Source organism: Amycolatopsis acidicola, assembly GCF_007713735.2.
Lineage (GTDB): Bacteria > Actinomycetota > Actinomycetes > Mycobacteriales > Pseudonocardiaceae > Amycolatopsis_E > Amycolatopsis_E acidicola.
Genome location: NZ_VMNW02000008.1, coordinates 101,049 through 119,591, shown reverse-complemented (window position 1 = coordinate 119,591; position 18,543 = coordinate 101,049). Strand labels below are relative to the sequence as shown.

Annotated in this window: 13 protein-coding genes; 11 read left to right on the top strand and 2 right to left on the bottom strand. The window is 67.0% G+C overall.

Going from position 1 to position 18,543, the window contains the following annotated elements:
* Window positions 1-33: 33 nt before the first annotated feature.
* From FPZ12_RS08400 to FPZ12_RS08390, 3 genes are all read left to right on the top strand, one after another.
* Window positions 34-573, top strand: a complete 540-nt coding sequence (locus FPZ12_RS08400) for a TetR/AcrR family transcriptional regulator (protein ID WP_144748496.1) — start codon at window positions 34-36, stop codon at window positions 571-573.
* A 122-nt stretch (window positions 574-695) separates the two neighbouring features.
* Window positions 696-2,252, top strand: a complete 1,557-nt coding sequence (locus FPZ12_RS08395) for a GMC family oxidoreductase (RefSeq protein ID WP_144748497.1) — start codon at window positions 696-698, stop codon at window positions 2,250-2,252.
* Window positions 2,253-2,412: 160 nt separating this feature from the next.
* Window positions 2,413-3,966: an APC family permease gene (locus FPZ12_RS08390; protein WP_144748498.1), complete on the top strand. Its 1,554-nt coding sequence runs from the start codon at window positions 2,413-2,415 to the stop codon at window positions 3,964-3,966.
* Window positions 3,967-4,042: 76 nt separating this feature from the next.
* Here FPZ12_RS08390 and FPZ12_RS08385 read toward each other — a convergent pair whose 3' ends face one another.
* Together FPZ12_RS08385 and FPZ12_RS08380 are read right to left on the bottom strand one after the other, a co-directional pair.
* Window positions 4,043-6,070, bottom strand: coding sequence for a N,N-dimethylformamidase beta subunit family domain-containing protein (locus FPZ12_RS08385; RefSeq protein ID WP_144748499.1), 2,028 nt, complete (start codon window positions 6,068-6,070; stop codon window positions 4,043-4,045).
* Between the two features lie 256 nt (window positions 6,071-6,326).
* On the bottom strand, window positions 6,327-7,670 hold the full coding sequence (locus FPZ12_RS08380) for an MFS transporter (RefSeq protein ID WP_150980224.1): 1,344 nt from the start codon (window positions 7,668-7,670) through the stop codon (window positions 6,327-6,329).
* A gap of 1,063 nt (window positions 7,671-8,733) precedes the next feature.
* Here FPZ12_RS08380 and FPZ12_RS08375 point away from each other — a divergent pair.
* From FPZ12_RS08375 to FPZ12_RS08340, 8 genes are all read left to right on the top strand, one after another.
* On the top strand, window positions 8,734-10,068 hold the full coding sequence (locus FPZ12_RS08375) for an MFS transporter (protein ID WP_144748501.1): 1,335 nt from the start codon (window positions 8,734-8,736) through the stop codon (window positions 10,066-10,068).
* A 64-nt stretch (window positions 10,069-10,132) separates the two neighbouring features.
* Window positions 10,133-11,611: an aldehyde dehydrogenase gene (locus FPZ12_RS08370; RefSeq protein WP_144748502.1), complete on the top strand. Its 1,479-nt coding sequence runs from the start codon at window positions 10,133-10,135 to the stop codon at window positions 11,609-11,611.
* A gap of 129 nt (window positions 11,612-11,740) precedes the next feature.
* Window positions 11,741-12,412: a GntR family transcriptional regulator gene (locus FPZ12_RS08365; RefSeq protein ID WP_144748503.1), complete on the top strand. Its 672-nt coding sequence runs from the start codon at window positions 11,741-11,743 to the stop codon at window positions 12,410-12,412.
* A 205-nt stretch (window positions 12,413-12,617) separates the two neighbouring features.
* Window positions 12,618-13,508, top strand: a complete 891-nt coding sequence (locus tag FPZ12_RS08360) for a dihydrodipicolinate synthase family protein (RefSeq protein WP_144748504.1) — start codon at window positions 12,618-12,620, stop codon at window positions 13,506-13,508.
* On the top strand, window positions 13,508-14,437 hold the full coding sequence (locus tag FPZ12_RS08355) for a dihydrodipicolinate synthase family protein (protein WP_144748505.1): 930 nt from the start codon (window positions 13,508-13,510) through the stop codon (window positions 14,435-14,437). Before FPZ12_RS08360 ends, FPZ12_RS08355 begins: the two co-directional genes overlap by 1 nt.
* Window positions 14,438-14,467: 30 nt before the next feature.
* Window positions 14,468-16,282, top strand: coding sequence for a putative nucleotidyltransferase substrate binding domain-containing protein (locus FPZ12_RS08350; RefSeq protein WP_144748506.1), 1,815 nt, complete (start codon window positions 14,468-14,470; stop codon window positions 16,280-16,282).
* On the top strand, window positions 16,279-16,920 hold the full coding sequence (locus FPZ12_RS08345; RefSeq protein WP_208025797.1) for a 3'-5' exonuclease: 642 nt from the start codon (window positions 16,279-16,281) through the stop codon (window positions 16,918-16,920). Before FPZ12_RS08350 ends, FPZ12_RS08345 begins: the two co-directional genes overlap by 4 nt.
* A gap of 210 nt (window positions 16,921-17,130) precedes the next feature.
* The gene (locus FPZ12_RS08340; RefSeq protein WP_144748507.1) at window positions 17,131-18,516 is read left to right on the top strand and encodes an aldehyde dehydrogenase family protein; all 1,386 of its coding nucleotides are present in this window, start codon (window positions 17,131-17,133) and stop codon (window positions 18,514-18,516) included.
* Window positions 18,517-18,543: the final 27 nt, after the last annotated feature.

The window sequence follows — 18,543 nt, the reverse complement described above, 5'->3', positions numbered from 1 at the left end:
GCTTGCCGACCGGCAGGACAGGAGTTCAGGTTCATGCCCCGAGGAGTCAACGATCCCGACCGGCCGCGGCGCATCGCCAGCGCCGCCGTCGAAGTGATCGCCGAATCCGGCATCGAAGGCCTTACGCACCGGGCGGTCGCCGAACGTGCCCAGGTGCCACTGGGCTCCACGACGTACCACTTCAAAACGCGGGACGATATGATGGCCGCCGCCATCATCGAGGCGAAGCGTCATACGGACGCCGAACTCGAGGAATGGTCGGACAATCTGGCCGACGGCAAGGATCTCGTCCAGGAGCTGGTCGCCTACCTGCGAACACTGGTGACCACGCACTGGACGCGAACGGTTGTCGAGCACGAGCTTTATCTGGCGGCATTACGGCGGCCACCGCTGCAAAAGCTCAGTCACGAGTGGCAGGCCAAATTGCCCGACGTGCTCTCCCGGCACACCGACCGACTCACGGCAGAGGCGTTGTCACTCGCGTTCGACGGACTCCTGCTGCAGTCGATGATTCTCGGCTCGGCACCGGATCTCGAAGACGTCACCAAAGTTCTCCGCCGCATCACGGGCTGAACCGCGCGACAAAGCGCGACCAGTCGAACCATCACGTTCCCGGTGTCCAGCACATGCTTGGGAATGTACATCTGTACTAACTCCGCTGAAACGCTGTCAATGCACGAAAGGTGCACTGCGCCATGACTTCCAGATTGATCCCGGCCGTGGCCGAGTGCGACTACCTGGTGGTAGGTGGTGGCACGGCCGGCTGCATCGTGGCCGCTCGTCTCGCGGCCGAGACCGGAGCACGGGTGGTGCTCGCCGAAGCCGGGCCCACGGATGCCGGTGACCATCGCGTCGCCGATCTGCGCCGGTGGGTGGGGATGCTCGGCACCGAGCTCGACTACAACTACACCATCGAACCGCAACCCCGCGGCAACAGCGCGATCGAACCTGCCAGGGCGAAGGTCCTCGGTGGGTGCAGTTCGCACAACGGCGGTCTTTTCCTGCGCCCTCACCGCGACGACTTCGACCAATGGGCCCGACTCGGGGCGGAAGGCTGGGACGGTGCCGGTACCGAGCCCTACTTCCGCCGTGTTCTCGACACCGTGCGGCCGATCTCGAACCCGGCGCGGAGCGAATGGGCGCGAGCCGTGGAACAGGCGGCGGCGGCACTCGGGTTGGCCGGCACACCGTGGAACGACAAGCCGTTGGACGACGGTGCTTTCAGCTGGGTTCCGGTCAACGCGGACGCGGCGGGTAACCGGCTGTCCTCGTCGGTCGTCTACCTCCACCGCTCGCGCGCGGACCTCTCGTCCCTCACCGTCCTGACCGATATCCGGGTCGATCGCCTCCTGGTCGACAGCAACGGCCGGGTGACCGGAGCGGAGACGAACCGCGGCCGGATCACACCTCGCGTGGAAACCGTGGTCGCGGGAGGGGCCTTCGACTCGCCCGCGCTACTGCTGCGCTCGGGCATCGGTCCTGCCGACCAGTTGCGCGCGGCAGGTATCGACGTGGTGCACGACCTCCCGGCGGTGGGCGAGCATCTCACCGACCACGTACTGGGCGTCGCGGTCTGGGAGTCGAAACGGCCGATCGAACCCCCGGCGCCGTGGCACTCGACGCAGATCCTCGAAGCGATGGCCGTGGCTCGCAGCTCGTGGGCCTCGACGGCGCCCGACATCCAGATCGAGATCAGCGCCGCCGCCGGCCGCGACGACATTTCCTACCTCGGATTCGGCTCGCAGACCATCGACGTCGAACGGGCCATCGTCCTCAACCCCAATGTCTGCTACCCCCGGAGCCGTGGCACGGTGCGCCTCGACCCGGCCGACCCGGGTGGCGCGCCACGCATCGACTTCCGCTACTTCACCGACGCCGAAGGACACGACGAAGACGTCTTGCTTCAGGGCTTCGAAGTCGTGCTGGAAATCGCCGGACAAACCGCGCTCGGTGACTGGATCGGCAAAGAAATCCTGCCGGGCGACGGTCTCCGGGAACGAGGCGAGCTGTCCGAATACGGCCGCGAGCGGAGCGGGACCGTCTTCCATCCCAACGGAACCTGCCGGATGGGGGCCGCGGACGACCCTGCCGCGGTGGTCGATCCCCGGCTGCGAGTCCGAGGCCTCGAAGGACTCCGGATCGCGGATGCCTCGGTCTTCCCCCGCCAGGTCGGGGTCAACATCTGCATGACGGTGATGATGCTCGGTGAGAAGGCTGCGAGCATTATCGTGGAAGATCACGCGAAACCCTGATCGGACGCGCCGCCCGGCGTGCCCCCGTCGTCGATTCTCATGCCATTTGCGGCCGTTCACTTCGGTGAAGGCATCGTCATTCCACAGTGCGCTTCGCGGTTTCACCCCAAACTTTGCTGCTTCGTCTCCTTTGGCAGCAGACGGAATACAAGGAGGCATCATGACCGACTCGTCGACCGACGATTCCGACTACCTGGCCGGGTTCGGATACAAGCAGGAATTGGATCGCAGGCTCGGTAGGTTCTCTTCGTTCGCGGCGGGCTTCAGTTTCCTGTCGATCCTGACCGGCGTGTTCATGCTCTTCGGCTTCGGGTTCGGGGCTGCGGGCCCGGCGTTCTGGTGGTCGATCCCGGTCATCGCCGCCGGGCAGTTCCTCGTCGCCATGTTGCTGGCCGAGCTGGCCTCGCGATACCCGCTCGCCGGCGGCGTTTACCAGTGGGTCAAGCAGATCAGCAAACCTCTCGCCGCCTGGACGGCGGGCTGGCTGGTGATCCTGACCATCTGCGTGAGCGTCGCCGGGCCCGCGGTCTCGCTGCAGGTCGTGCTGCCGCAGATCTGGAGCGGCTTCGAGGTCTTCGGGACCACGGACGACATCGGTACCTTCGCCACCGCCAGCGGCGCGCAGAACGCGGTTCTGCTCGGCGCCATCCTCGTCGTCGTGACCACCGTGATCAACATCGTCGGCGTGCGGCTGATGGCGATCATCAACAACATCGGCGTGTTCACCGAACTCATCGGCTGCACGTTGCTCATCGTGGTGCTGTTCGGCCATGCCAAGCGTGGACCGGGGATCGTGCTGGATTCGGCCGGCACGAGCACCGGAGCGTCATGGGGCATCGTCGGGGTTCTTCTGGTGGCCACGCTGTTCGCGGTCAACATCTATTCGGGCTTTGACGCGGCAGGTTCGCTGGCCGAGGAAACGTCCAACCCGCGCAAGTTCGCTCCCCGCGAGATCGTCCGGGCGGTCGCCGCGTCGGCGCTGATGGGCGCGTTGCTCGTGCTCGCGGCCCAGATGGCGATGCCGGACATCCTCGGGCAGAGCAACCTGCAGCTCATCGGCTCGCAGGGGATGGCCTACGTGCTCAAGGCCACGCTCGGCGATGGGCTCGCCACTGTCTTCCTCATCGCCGTCGGGATTTCGATCTTCGTCAACGCGTTGGCCGTGCAGGCGTCCGGGATCCGGATGGTCTTCGGGATGGCCCGCGACGGGCGACTGCCCTTCGCGAAGAAACTGTCCACGGTCAACCCCAGGACGCGCAGCATGATCGCGGCCTCGGTACTGATCGGTGCGGTCCCGATCGTCCTGCTGCTGGTCAACCTCGGCAACACACAGTTGTTCGGAACACTGGCCGCGATCGCGTCAGTGCTGTGGTACGTGGTGTATTTGATCGTGACGGTGTCACTGCTGATCAAGAGGTTCAAGGGCGAGTGGCCGGGACCCGACCACGGTCCTTACTTCACGCTGGGCCGCTTCGGTGTGGTCGTCAACATCATCGCCGTCTTGTTCCAAGTGGCGGTGCTGGTCGACATCGCCTGGCCCCGCGCGGAGATCTACGGGGATGCGGCCTGGTACTACCAGTGGGGCGCGTTCGTGTTCATCGGCGCCATGCTCGTGATCGGATGGATGATGTACGCCTACCTGAAACGCAAGGGCCGCAAGAATCCCGGCAGCGAGCAGGTCACGCGCGCCGACGATGTATCGCTTGGCCGCTGACGCGCTCAGCAGGTGCGCGGAGTGGCTACGAAAAGCAGGGCCCCGACGACCGGGGCCCTGCTTCGCTCTTCGGTTGTCAGGCGTGCCAAGGCCGGGAGCGAGCCGCTCGAATCCATTGCCGCCCAAGGGACCTCGTGCCACGTTGGCGTGAGGGGGCGTGCGGTTCCGCGTGAGAGAACCGGCGGAGCACGTTCGTCGCGACCCTGGCCAGGTCGTTGTCATAGCCGTTGTGGGCAAGCCCGCCGGCCCATGCGATGGATCCGGCTGAGAACACCGCACCTCGAGTCCCCTGTGGACAGACGTACACCATGTCGGCCCGGACACGGGGGTTGGACCGGCCGTCGAGCCGGGGCCCGATCTCGGTCTGGGTTTCGATGGCGGGGTAGTACAGTTCGCTGTGCGCGGATGTCGCGAGGACGCGGGTCCTCGCCGGCGTGCCGCGCTGGAAGTCCGTGCCGTCGAGCTCATCGCCGGCAGCGGCTCGCAGGACGAGGCCGTGCTTGCCCAGGATCCGCGATGTGACGCCGTCGAATATCCATTCGAGATCCGGTGCGTAGCTGTCGTCGGTGCGGGTGTAGCCCGAACCTGTGGCGAAGCCGCATCCGGTCATGCCGATGCCCAGCAGGGGATTGGTGTCGATGCCGCGGTGGCGCCAGGCGCCACCGAGTTGTCCGGTCGAGCTGTGGTGGAGCTCGGCGGGGTGGGAGGACCAGTCGCGGGTGGCCGCGTAGCCTCGCCGGATCTCGATACCGCTGTGTTCCTCGTCGAGGTAGCTGGTGACCCAGTAGAACCCGTTGGCGCCGAGGTACATGAGGTTCCCGCCGCCGTCGAGATAGTCGATCACGGCGGCATAGTGCTCGGCGGTGACGTATTCGGGGTGGCTGCCGGTGACCACGACGTCGTAGCGTCCGAGCAGTTCGCGGCCCTGGCGGTGCACCTCGTTGTCGGTGACCACGTCGAACGCGATGCCGGTCCGCCGGAGCCAGCCCAGGATGAACAAGTCGGCGCCGAAGTGCCGTCGGCCGCCGACCAGCCAGTTGTGATGGTCGGGCCGGACGTTGAGCAGGGGACGGCGCACACTGGCGTAGACGACCCCGCTGCCGTCGGCGTGGCTGTCGTAGACGGATCGGCCGAACTCAGGATGGTCGCGCAGGGTGCGCTCGGCGTCGTCGAGCCGGATCGGGAAGTCCATCATGCGGGCGTGGCTTTCGCCGCGTTCGCCCTCCCAGAGATGTTCGTTGGCGTAGGCGAGATAGGTGTTCGTGGGTGCGACGAACAGGACCCTGGATCCGGTTCTTCCTCGCGGAGCAATGAAGAACGGCAGGTGATCGACGGATCGGCCTTGACGGAGCCGGAACGCGTAGCAGCCGGAGGACAGTTCCTCCGGGATGGTGAACGAGAAGTCGGCCGGCCACTGCTGGTCGTCGACGTCGTCGGCGTGGAAGTGGATGGCGTTCCACTCCGCGGGAGCGTCGCTGTAGCGGACAGAACCAGGAGTCCAGCCATGACCGGTTACCGCGCGCGTGGGACGGTTGTGCAGCACGCCGTGGCAGCCCTGAGGGCCGGCGTCGAATACCTGGGAGGTCGCGAAGTCCCGGCCCATCTGCCAGGCGACGATAGCGTTGGCGGGGTCGCCTGCTTCGAGATCGGCGAGCGTCCCGTACAGCCGGGGATCTTCGATCTTGCCGGTGAACATCGAACCGGGGCTCCGGGACGCATCACCCGCCACAGTGAACTCGCCGGGCACCAGCGCCCAATCCGAAGCGAGGGCGACCTCGGCCGTACCGAGTTCGCGGTCCGGGTCAATCTCCTTGGCATACAAGGAGACTCGACCGTGGCGGGGGTCGGCCGCGAGCCGCACCCAGGTCCACGTGTTCTGTGATACGGCTGTGGGCAGCACCAACGGTTCGCCCGCCCCACCGGTAAGCTCGCTCCGCAGAAAACCTTCAGCGTCCAGCGAAATGGTGAAACCGCCCCCGGTGCGCCCGTGCCCGGGGCCGGCGGTCCACAGGACTGACGCGGCTTCGGACGCTATGGTGCGCCTGAACCACAATCCGGCGGCGAAGCTCCGGTGGGACCGGGCCGTGTCCAGGTACGCGGTCATGGCGGAGCCGATGGTGGACTGTCGCGTGTGGCCGACATAAGTGCCGTCGGCCGCGCTGGGGACCGCGGTTTCCACGGCGCGGTGCGGGATCGTGGACTGTTCGACACCGTCGAACCGGACCAGGTTCGCCGTAAAAGGGACACCGTCGCGGGTGCTGACGTGGAATGTCAATGTTTCGCCCGCCGTCGCGCTCAGGGCGCTGGAGTAGCCAAGCAGCATGATGAGTAGTTCCTTCAACGACCAGGGCGGGGGAGACTCACTGCGTGTCGCCGGCGGGCGCGGCGGCGGGTTCCCGGTGTTGGCCCTCCCCCACCTCGCGGCGAGGCCCGGCGGTCTCCTTCATCGTCGCGACAGCGACCAACGCGATCAGCGCCGTCGCGATGATGATCGCGGAAGGCGACAACGATGATCCGGTCAACGAGATCAGCAGAGTCGCGGCGTAGGCGACCGTGCCGCCGAACAACGCGCCGGCGACGTTGAAGCCGACCGAGAACCCGGTGTATCGCACCCGTGCCGGGAAGATCTCGACCATGGCCGAACCGGACGCGGACATGAACATCGCCAGCGGCACCCCGAGCGCGACGTGCCCGACGATCGCCAGCGGCACGCTGCCACTGTTGATCAGGAGGAACACCGGGAACGTGAGCACGATGCAGATGATCATCGCCCAGCGCAGAATCGGTTTTCGCCCCACCCGATCGCAGATCCGGGCGAAGCCGAAGATCGAGATGGACGCGATGACCAGGCAGGCGACGGTCGACATCGACGCCGCGGTGCTGGAGAAGGCCAGCTCCGACTTGAGGTAGGTCTCCATGTAGATGAACACGAAGTAGAACGCGGCGTACTGGAACGCCGAGCAGCCGATCACCTGCAGGACCTGGCGGCGGTTGACCGTGAGGACCTCGCGCAGCGGGGACTCGCTCAGCGAACCCTCGGACTTCATCTTCTCGAATTCGGGGGTATCACTCAGCTTCAGGCGGATGATCAGCCCGATGACTCCGATCGGAGCCGCGATCAGGAAGGGCACCCGCCAGCCCCACGCGTGCATCTGCTCGTCCGAAAGGACCGCGTAGAGTCCGAGAATCAGCAGCGACGCGCCCACATTGGACAGATAGCTCGAACAGTGCCAGACGCTCACGGTGCGGGCACGCCGCTCCGGCTGAGCGGACTCCACGAGGAACGTCGCCGCCCCGCCGGGTTCACCTCCGGCGGCGAACCCCTGTAACAAGCGGACGATCAACAGCAGGATCGGCGCGGTCACGCCGATCTGGGCGTAGCCGGGCAGCAGCCCGACGATGAAGGTCGCCGCGGACATCATGATGATGACCGTGGCGAGGATCGTCTTGCGGCCCATGGTGTCTCCGAGCCGGCCGAAAACGAACGCACCGACCGGCTCCATCAAGAAGGCCACGCCGAAGATGGCGAAGGTCGACAGCAGGCTCAGAGCCGGGTTGCCCGCGGGAAAGAAAACCTCGCTGATGATGAGCGCGAGGAAGCCGTACGTGGCGAAGTCGAACCAGGTCACGAAGTTGCCGATCGCGGCAGCCGCGATGGCGCGGTGGAGCGTTTTCCGGTCGGAATCCGGCGGGTACGTCGTCATGTCGGCTCCTATCGAGGGGTGAGATGGTCGGTCACGAGAACGATGAATCCATGAACGGGGAGAATCGTGCACGGAAAATGTCCGCGCGTCGGCACGGCCCTTGGATTTCCGAACGCGCGGAATGTCGTGCTCGTGATGAATTGAAGACAACCCTGAATGGCCGCGAAGCGCCGCTGTCTCATCGCTGCAGGCGAACCCTCGGGCGGACATCATCAATGTGGCCCGGTGCAGCGGGAGTCAAGCAGGTGCGCAGAACGCCATGAGGGCGCCCAAGAGGTGCCGGAAGGCTAGTTGTAACCCGAGAGCGCGCGATGCACCCAGTTGGTACGAAGGTTCGAGGTCGGGGGCGTCACCGAAATCTCCTCCTCGTCCGGTGATCGTCGGATCATCCTGGAATTACCGCGATCAGCGTCATCCGCGTGCGTTTCGGTCAGTGACGCGATTTGCGGAAGACTACTCGATCGTCGATCAGGCGTTGCCGTGAAGACAGCCTCAAGCGCATGGGGAGAATTTGCAAGCGCCGTCAGGTTAAAACGAGTGCCCGATCCATTCGATTTCATGACAGACGTGTTACGGCGTTCCCCGCCCGTGCGGCCGAAAGGAATCGGCAGCCCAGGACTTCGTGGGCGCGGACAGGACGCCGGGCGCAGGGAAGGGTGGGTCGCCTCTCGGCCGCCGGGTCGAGGATCCACGGGCGCTCCCCACGTCATCGGTTACGTGAACGGTAATACTCTACGTGTCATCTATCACTGTCAAGGAGTGGCAGGTGTGCCGGGTTGGTCACGCGCGCGAGGACCGCGGGCGAATGCGGATGCCAGGATGCGCCGGGGGCAAGTGAAGTCTTGGCGTCCCGGCTTCTCTTGGCTATAGTGACCGGTTATCGGTCACATTTTACTGATGGCTCGGATGTTTCGACCCCTGCGGTCGGGTGCCCGGTGGTCGCGCATCCGCTGGGTGCCCGGCGGCGAGGCTCTTGGCATGGGTGGCACGCGGAACCCGTCTTCCTCCTCGTCCACCACCGGTCCGCGGACCGGCCGCGCTCCTGACAACGGATTGGCTGACGATGACTGCAACCCGGCCCGCCCGGCCGTTCAAGCGGGCACTGATCGCGAGTATCAGTGGTCAGGCGCTGGAGTGGTACGACTTCTATCTCTACGGGCTCGCCGCCGCCCTCGTGTTCCCCCACGTGTTCTTCCCGGGCGCGTCCGATTTCGTCGGGCTGCTCGCGTCGTTCGGCACCTTCGCGGTCGGTTTCGTCGCCCGCCCGGTGGGTGGGCTCGTGTTCGGCAGGCTCGGGGACCGGATCGGCAGGTCGCCGACCCTCGTGATCACGATTCTGGTGATGGGGCTGGGCACCGTCGCGATCGGCCTGCTTCCGACCTACGACCAGGTCGGCGTCATCTCGCCGATCCTCCTGGTCCTGCTGCGCGTCGTTCAGGGCATCGGGGTCGGCGGTGAGTGGAGCGGGTCCGCGGTGCTCGTCCTGGAATACGCGCCCGAGCACCGGCGCGGCTTCTTCTCCAGCATGATCAACTCCGGGGAGTACATCGGAACGTTGCCCGCGGCGGGCCTGTTCACCCTGATGTCGGCGACGATGTCCGACGCGAGCTTCTCTTCGTGGGGCTGGCGGATCCCTTTCCTGGTCAGCGTGCTCGCTGTTGTGGGAAGCCTGATCATCCGCCGCGCGGTGGAGGAGACGCCCGCGTTCCAGGCTGTCCAGGGGGAGGGGACTCGACCGCCGTCGCTCCGCGAGTCGCTGCGGTCGCAGTGGAGGAGTGTCGCGACCGTCGTCGGTCTCCGCATCCTGGAGAACGCGTCCGCCTATCTCATTACGGCGTTCGCCGTCACCTACGCGGAGACAACCGGCCATGCGTCCTCGACGGTGACGACTCTGGGGGTGTTCCTCGCTTCGGCGGTGGCGATCCCGATGATTCCCTTGTGGGGATACGTGTCCGACCTGGTGGGCAGGAAAAAGGTGTTCGCCGGCGGTGCCTGCTTCATGCTGGCGTTCTACGTCCCGTTCTTCCTGCTTGTCGGATCCGGGCAGACAGGGCCGATCTGGCTGGCCTTCATGGCCGCCTACGCGTTCGGGATGGCTCCCATGCTCTCGGTGGAGCCGTCGTGGTTCGCCGAACTGTTCCCGACCGAGTTCCGGTTCAGCGGGACCGCGATCAGTTCCAACGTCGGCGCGGTGTTCGCGGGTGGTCTCGCCCCGTTCATCGCCACGGCACTCTTCGGTGCCGGTGGCGATTCGCTGTCGCTCGTTTACGTCTACATCGGGATGCTCGGGCTCGTGACCATCACCGCGATCGTGCTGGCTCGCGAGACCCGGAGCCTGCGCACCGTTGCCTACGCGGCGGTGCCCGAAAAGCAGGATGCCCAGCAGGAACCGCACTGAGATCTGATCTGCTAGATTAGTCATCGGTAATGTGTAAAGTGTAACCGACTACGAAGGGTGCGAGATGTCGCAGGCCACGATCACGACGCCGACCCAGGCGCTCATCGACGGCAAGTTCGTCGATGCCGCGTCCGGTGAGACGTTGGAGACCTACAACCCGGCCACCGGGGAGGTCCTCGCTCATGTCGCGGCGGCGGGTCCGGAAGACGTCGACCGCGCGGTCGCCGCGGCCCGCCGCGCCTTCGCCGAGGGCGCCTGGTCCGGCCTCGCGCCCGCCGAGCGCAAGTCGGTGATGCTGCGGTTCGCGGATCTGGTCGAGCAGAACCTCCACCAGCTCGCCTACCTCGATTCGGTCAACGCGGGCAAGCCCATCACCGACTGCGAGACCCTCGACCTGCCTGATGTGGTCGCGACCTTGCGCTGGTATGCCGAAAGCCTTGACAAGGTTTTCGGCAAGGTATCGCCGACCGGGTCCGACAGCCTCGCGTTGATCACCCGGCAGCCGCGGGGTGTGGTGGCCGCGGTCCTGCCGTGGAACTTCCCGGCCGCGACCCTGTCGTGGAAGCTCGGACCCGCGCTGGCCGCCGGCAACTCGGTGATCATCAAGCCGCCGGAGCAGGCGCCGCTTTCCACCTTGCGCATCGCCGAACTGGCGCTCGAGGCCGGTGTCCCCGCGGGGGTGCTGAGTGTGCTGCCGGGCCGGGGTGAGGTCGCGGGCAAGGCGCTGGGACTGCACCCGGATGTCGACGTCGTCGCGTTCACCGGCTCTACGGCGGTCGGGCGGGAGTTCCTCCGCTACGCCGCCGACAGCAATCTCAAGGCGGTAGGCCTGGAATGCGGTGGTAAGAGCCCGCAGATCGTGTTCGCGGACGCGGTGGAGCGTGACGTCGACTACGTCGCCGAGGAGCTTGTAGGCGCGGCCTTCTGGAACACCGGCCAAAACTGCACCGCGGGCTCGCGCATTCTCGTCGAAGCGCCGGCGCATGACCGGCTCGTGGCCGCCGTCGTCGACAAGCTGGCGGAATGGAAGGTCGGCAGCCCGGCTGACCGCGACACCAAGCTGGGGCCGGTGATCGAGCCCAGTGCGCTGGAGCGCATCCTGCGCTACATCGACGGTGCCCGCGCGGAGGGGGCGACGGTCGCCTACGGCGGCAACCGGATCCTCGAGGAGACGGGCGGCTGGTTCGTCGAGCCGACCGTGCTCGACAACGTCAGGCCGGACATGGCCGTGGCTCGCGAGGAGATTTTCGGGCCTGTGGTCTCGGTGCTGACCTTCGACACCGAGGAGCAGGCTGTCGAGCTCGCCAACGGCACCGAATACGGACTCGCGGCGTCGGTGTTCACTCACGACCTGGGCAGGGCGCACCGTGTGTCCGGGCTCGTGGACGCCGGCACGGTTACCGTGAACTGCTACGGCGAAGGTGACATCACCACGCCGTTCGGCGGGTTCAAGACCTCCGGGTTCGGCGGGCACGACAAGGGGCTCGAGGCATTCGAGCAGTACACGGAACTCAAGACGACCTGGTTCTCACTCGACCACTGACGGTTCTCGCTGGTCGTCCTGGTTTCCCTCGACCGGGACGACCGGCCTTGGCCCGGCGTGCCATGGTTTACCGGTAACATTTGACTAAAAGCCACGGAGGCATGCGGCGTCCAGTGGGGAGGAGTGTTCATGACCGTTCAGTCAGGCAGTCATCTGCAGCGCCACGAGAGCCTGCGCGAGCAGGCGCTCGTGGTGATCCGCAAAGGGCTGATCGCGGGCGAGATCAAGCCGGGCGAGATCTACTCGGCCGCCGGTCTTGCCGCGACGCTGGGCGTCTCGAACAGCCCTGTCCGCGAGGCGATGCTCACGCTGGTCCAGCAGGGCCTCATGGAGCCGGTCCGCAACCGCGGCTACCGGGTCGTCCCGATCAGCGACAAGGACCTGGCCGACATTTACCAGGTGCGGGTCATGCTGGAGGTCCCGGCGATGGGGCAACTGGCCCGGACGGGCAAGGTCGCCGCCAGGGCCGGCGAGTTCGGCGCGCTGGCCGATGACATCGTGCGCGGCGCCCGGGACGAGGACCTCGTGCTGTACATCGACGCCGATCGGCAGTTCCACCTGGGTCTGCTGGCGATGCTGGGAAACGACCATTTGACGAGCATCGTCGAGAACTTGCGCGACAAGACGCCGCAGAAAGGGCTCGGTGTCCTGAGCCAGCAAGGCCGGCTGGTCAAATCGGCGGAGGAACACCGGCCCATTCTCGACGCCGTGGTCGCCGGTGATGCCGGGCGAGCGGAGGAACTGATGCGCCAGCATCTCAGCCACATCCGCGGGGAATGGAACAAGCCCGAGGGGGACTGACGTTCTCGGCACTCCGCCGCCCGGGAATGCCGGGCAGCTCGGCTGACCGCTGCGATTCCGGGCCAGGACGTGGCGTCCTGGCTCTTTTGCCGCTCAGCGCGCCTCGGTGAGCGTGGAGCGCTCGAAAATCACCAAGTTCCCGGTATACACAGGTAGTTGTATGTAGTATATTACCGGTTACGTACCGCTGTTGGAAAGGACTCTCATGCGCCCCTGGCATGGCATCGTCGTGGCGAACACGCTCCCGCTGAACGACGATCTCTCGATCAACTTCGACCGTCTGCAGGAACACATCGCTTTCCTGGCCGCGAACGGCGTCGATGGCGCGTGCCCGAACGGCTCGCTGGGCGAGTACCAGGTCCTCACGGTGGATGAGCGCAAGCAGGTTCTGCGGGCCGTACTCGAAGCGGCACCCGAAGGCTTCAGCGTCATCGCCGGTGTGGGTGCTTACGGTTCCGCCGAATCGCTGCGCTGGGCCGAGGACGCTCGTGAGGCCGGGGCTCACGCTGTGCTCGCCCTGCCGCCGAACTCCTACCGTGCCAACGACGACGAGGTGGTCGACCACTACCGCGAGGTCGCGCGCGCGGGTCTGCCGATCGTTGCCTACAACAACCCTTACGACACCCGGATCGACATCACCGCGGACCTGTTCGCGCGTCTCGCGGAGATCGAAGAAGTGGTGGCGGTCAAGGAGTTTTCCGGCGATATCCGCCGCATCACCGCCATCCAGCGCACGGCGCCGCGGCTGGACGTGCTGGCTGGGGCCGATGACGTGGTGGTCGAGGCGGCCCTGATGGGTGCCGTCGGCTGGATCGGCGGTTTCTCCAACTCGATCCCGCAGGCGTGCGCCGCGTTGTGGTCGCTGGCCCGCGAGGGCAAGCTCGCCGAGGTGCGGGAGCTCTACGCGAAGCTGCAGGCAGCGCTCACCTGGGACACCAAGCACAACTTCGTGCAGGCCATCAAGGTGTCGCAGGAGGTCGTGGGCCGGTATGCGGGTCCCTGCCGTCCGCCGCGGTCGCCGCTGAGCGCTGAGGACCGCGCGCAGGTGATCAAGGACGTGGAACTGGCGCTGACCGCCGTGCCCGCCGCCGCGTAGTGACCGTCGTCGAGGCCCGGGGGACGGGAGCCGTGGGGCCGCGTGGGGTCTTCACGGCTCTCGTCACCCCGTTTGACGAGGATGGGCGGCCCGATCGCGCCGCGTTGGAGCGATTGGTCGAAGCTCAGGTGGCGGCCGGTGTCGACGGCGTCGTGGTGTGCGGGAGTACCGGTGAATTCCCGTCCCTGACCGAGGTCGAGCGGATGTACGCGCTCGAGGTTGTGGCGAGGGTCGCGCGCGGCAGGACGAAAGTGACCGTCCAAGTAGGACACACCTCGACTGCCGTAGCCACGGCGCTGGCACGCCATGCCGCGAGTTATGAGGTGGACGCCTTGCTGGTCGCGCCGCCGTATTATGGCCCGCTCGATGACGACGACCTGATCACCTATCACCGCGATGTCTCCGCCGCCGCGCCCGGATTGCCGCTGCTGGCGTACAACTACCCTGACGCGTCAGGGGTTTCCTACACTGCCGAGTTCATTCGGCGGCTGCGCGCGGCTGTACCGGCGGTGACGCAGGTCAAGGATTCCTCGGGTGTACCCGAGGAATTGGAAGCATTCGCCGCCAGTGGTGACATCGTCACCGTCTGCGGGCAGGAGAATCTGGCGCCGGCGGCGGCCGGACTGGGGATCGCCGACTTCATTCTCGGTGCGGGCAATTTCGCCGCTCCCGGCCTCGCGCGGATCGGCAAGGCCGCGCGAAGCGGGGACCACGACGAGGTCGCGGCAGTCATGACGCGGCTGGGGCCCCTGTTCGAAGCCGTCGGCAGCGTGTCCTACACCGCCGGGGTGAAGGCGGCGTGCGAGGAGATCGGGCTCCACGCGGGGCCGGTGCGGAAACCGGTCAAGTCCCTGGCGCCCGCGGTGCGACGTCGCATCGCACAGGCGGTCCGCGAGACCGATTCCGGTCTGCTGACGCCGGCACCGTAGTCGTCCCCGGGAGTCGTGAAAGGACGCGGGATGAAGGAGTACACCGACTTCCTGGGCAGCCAGCCACCTTATGACGCGCTGGACGCTGAGGATCTGCGGGCGCTCGCGCGCCGGATCGAGGTCGAGTACTTCGCCGCGGGCGCGGTGATCGTCCAGGCCGATGAGCCTGCGCTGGACCACTTGCTGGTCGTGCGCACCGGCGCCGTCGAAGTCATCGATCGCGGCCGCGTCATCGACCAGCTCGGCCCCGGCGACACCTTCGGGCACATCTCGGTGCTCACCGGATTGCCGCCCGCATTGTCGGTCGTCGCGGTCGAGGACACCTTGTGCCTGCGGTTGCCCGATCCGCGCGCCGTGGTGAAAGACCCGGGCAGGCTGAGATTCGCCCATTTCGGCGCGATGATCAGCCGGGAACGCCTCACCCGCGGCAACGTCCTCGACCGCACGGTGTCCTCGGCGACGGCCCTGATGCGTCCCGTGGTGTGGGCGCGTCACGGCGACACCGTGGCGGACACGGCGCGGCGCATCGGCGAGGCCGGGCACTCGTGCGCACTGTTACGGCGCGCGGGCCGCCTCGGAATCGCCACCGATCGCGACTTTCGCGAGAAGGTCGCGACCGGGGAGATCTCTCCGCAGGCGCCGGTCGAACAGATCATGTCCTTCCCGGCCGTCACGATCAGCGAGGAGTTCTCCCAGGCCGCCGCGTTCTCGCGCATGATCGACAAGGGTGTGCATCACCTGGTCGTCGTGGACGGCCGGGGCAGCGCGGTCGGCGTCCTGCGCACGGTCGACTTCGCGGCGGCCGAGATCAGGACCCCGCTGCTGATCCGCTCGCAGATCGAGCAGGCGACCACAGTGGCGCGGCTACGCGAGGCCGGTCAGCTGCTCAAGCCCACGCTGGTCGAGCTCGCCGCCAACGGCCTCCCCGCCCTGCACATCGGAAACCTGCTCGCGGCGGTCGTCGACGCGCTGCTGCGCAAGCTGATCGAACTGCACGCACCGGGTGACGGCGTGCCTGCGCCATCGTGGATCGTGCTCGGCTCGATGGCACGCCGCGAACCGCTACCGGCGTCCGATGTGGACACTGCGATCGTCTGGCGTGACGTCGGCTCGGATCAACCGCGTGAGGACATCATCCGGCGGGCGGAGGCGCTGCTGGGGGACATGGAGTCGTGCGGGCTGCGCCGGTGCGTCAACGGGGCCAACGCGGTGAATCCGTTGTTCTGCCGGTCGGACGGGGAATGGTCACGTGCCGTCACGGGGTGGTTGAGTGATCCGGCCGCGCCCCAGGCGCTGCTGCTCTCCTCGATCGTCATGGACAGCCGTCCGCTGACCGAAGTGGTGCTGGGCAAGACCGTCACCGACGCGCTCGTCCGCCATCCGCGTGCTGTCGAATTCTTGCACGCCTTCTTGAAGGAGTCGACCGCGGTCAAACCGCCGACGGGGTTCGTCCGGGACTTCGTGGTCGACCACAGTGGACAACACCGCGGCCAGCTCGACCTCAAGCGCGGCGGGCTGCTTCCCGTCGCGTCGATCGGTCGCTGGATCGCCGCGGTGACAGGCGATTCACGCGGCAGCACGCTCGACCGTCTCACCCGTGGCCATCAGGAAGGGCTGCTCACCAGGGACGAGACCGACACCCTGGAGGCCGCCTTCGAACAGGTTTACGAGCTGCTGCTCAAACGCGAAATCGAGGCGATCTCGACCCGGACCGCGCCCACGACCTACCTCGCTCCCCGCGAACTCGACATCCTCACGCGCCGCCACCTCCGCGAAACCTTCCGCGCGATCGCCGCCGTGCAGAGCGCGGTCGAGAACTCCTGGATGACCCGGGTCCGGCGGTGAGGTTCCTGCCCTGGCGGCGCAGCGCGCCGCACACACACCTCGCCGTGCCGTGGCGGGACGCGGCCTATTGCGTGGTGGACCTCGAAACCACGGGCCTGGATCTGCGCCGCGACGAAGTGGTCTCCTTCGGCACGGTCATCATCCGAAAGGGACGGATCCACTGCGGCAGCGCGCGCTACTCGCGGGTCCGGCCACCGCGGAAGGTGACCGTGGGAGCCATGAGTGTGCACGGGATGCGTGACCAGGACCTGGCTTCAGCGCCGTCGCTGCGGGAGGTCGCGCCCGGGCTGCGGGCCGAACTGGGCGGGCGGGTCCTTGTCGCGCATGCGGCCTGGGTTGAGCGTGCGTTCATCGGACGCGCGCTCGGTGGCTCGGGGAGGTACATGGCGCCGACCATCGACACCGCGGCGCTCGCCCGCGCCATTGGTGTCGCGCCCTCGGGGACTGGCTACGAGCCCGACATCGAAGCGATGGCGGGCGATCTCGGTTTGTATCCGCACACCCCGCATCACGCTTTGGGCGACGCACTGACGACAGCCGAGGTGTTCCTGGCCCTGGTGAGCCGGATCGAAGGGGAAAAAGGACCGGTCTCGGCCGCGGAGCTCGTGGCGATTTCGCGCCGTCACACGTTGACCTGACCGTGCGACGCGCGTTGCCGGAGGTGGGGTATCGAAGTCGCGAGTGTTTCAGGGCGCCTTGTCTTGACCTCATCACCTCGGCACGATCTAATACGTAACCGGTAATCGACTACTAAGTGAGGTACCGCTGGTGCGTGACGCATTGACCGGGCCGGGTGCGGCCCGGGCTGGGAACGCCGAAGCTGGACGAGTAACCGTGGAGATGGGTGTATGAGCACGTCGCAGGTTGTCAGCCGGAGTCCGCAGAAACCGGACGACGTGGTCTTCAGCGTGCCGGCGAGCGAGCCGTCCGCTGTGGCCGGCGCCGTGGCCGAGGCGCGCCAGGCGCAGGCCGACTGGTTCGCGCTGGGTACCGCGGGCCGCTCCGCGGCGCTCTGCGCGGCCGCTGACGAGCTCAGCCGTCGTGCCGAAGAGTTCGCGACTCTGATCGCTCGCGAGGTAGGCAAGCCTCTGGGCGAAGCGACTGGAGAGGTCGCGCGGGGAGTGTCGATTCTGCGCTACTACAGCCAGCAGGTGTTCGACCCGGCCGGCGAGACTTACGAAGCGCCCGCGGGAGCGCTGTCGTTCACCCGCCGCCGGCCGCTCGGCGTGGCCGGGTTGATCACGCCGTGGAACTTCCCGCTGGCGATCCTGCTGTGGAAGGCCGCGCCGGCCCTCGCCGCGGGGAACAGCGTCGTGCTGAAGCCCTCCGGCGACGCGATCGGCGTGGCCGACGCCCTGCGCGAGCTACTGGGCGGACACCTGCCGAAGTCGGTGTTCTCCCTCGTTTTCGGCGGCCGTCCGGTCGCGGAGAGCCTCATCGACGCCGCCGACGTCGTGTCCTTCACCGGGTCGACCGCGGTCGGGCAGAGTGTCGTCGCCCGTGCCACGGCTGCCGGTGTTCCGGTGCAGGCCGAGATGGGCGGTCAGAACCCGGCCATCGTGCTGCCGGACGCCGACCCGGACGAGACCGCTTCGGTATTGCTGGGCGCCATCGCCGGTTACGCCGGTCAGAAATGCACGGCGACCCGCCGCGTGATCATCGTCGGCGACAGTTCACAGCATGTGGCCGCGCTCGAAAAGGCCGTCGCCGCCGCGAATCCGGCGGATCCCGTCACCGGCGGGACGGCCGTGGGCCCGGTGATCAACGAGGCGGCGCAGGCGGAGTTCCTCGGCGCCGTGCGTGAGGCTGAGGAAGCCGGTGCCGTGATCACCAGCTCCCCCAAGGGAAGCGACGAGGGCTACTACGTCCCGGTCACCGTGGCCCGCAAACTGCCGCGAGAGCACCGGCTCCTGCGCGACGAGGTCTTCGGCCCGCTGGCGACGATCGTCGAGGTCGACACCGTCGATGAGGCGATCGCCGCGGCGAACGACGTCAAGTACGGCCTGGTCGGCTCCGTGCACGGCCGTGATGTCGAAGCCCTGCTGCGGGTCGCATCCCGGCTGGAAGCCGGGATGGTGCGCATCAACGCCGCCACCACCGGCGTGGATTTCTGGATGCCGTTCGGCGGGGACAAGGACTCCAGCTTCGGACCTCGCGAGCAGGGCAAGGCCGCGTTCGGTTTCTACACCAAGACCCAGACGGTGAGCCTGGCCGGCGGCAGCCCCCGCTGGTAGGCACACCACGAGAGACGGGATTGAACC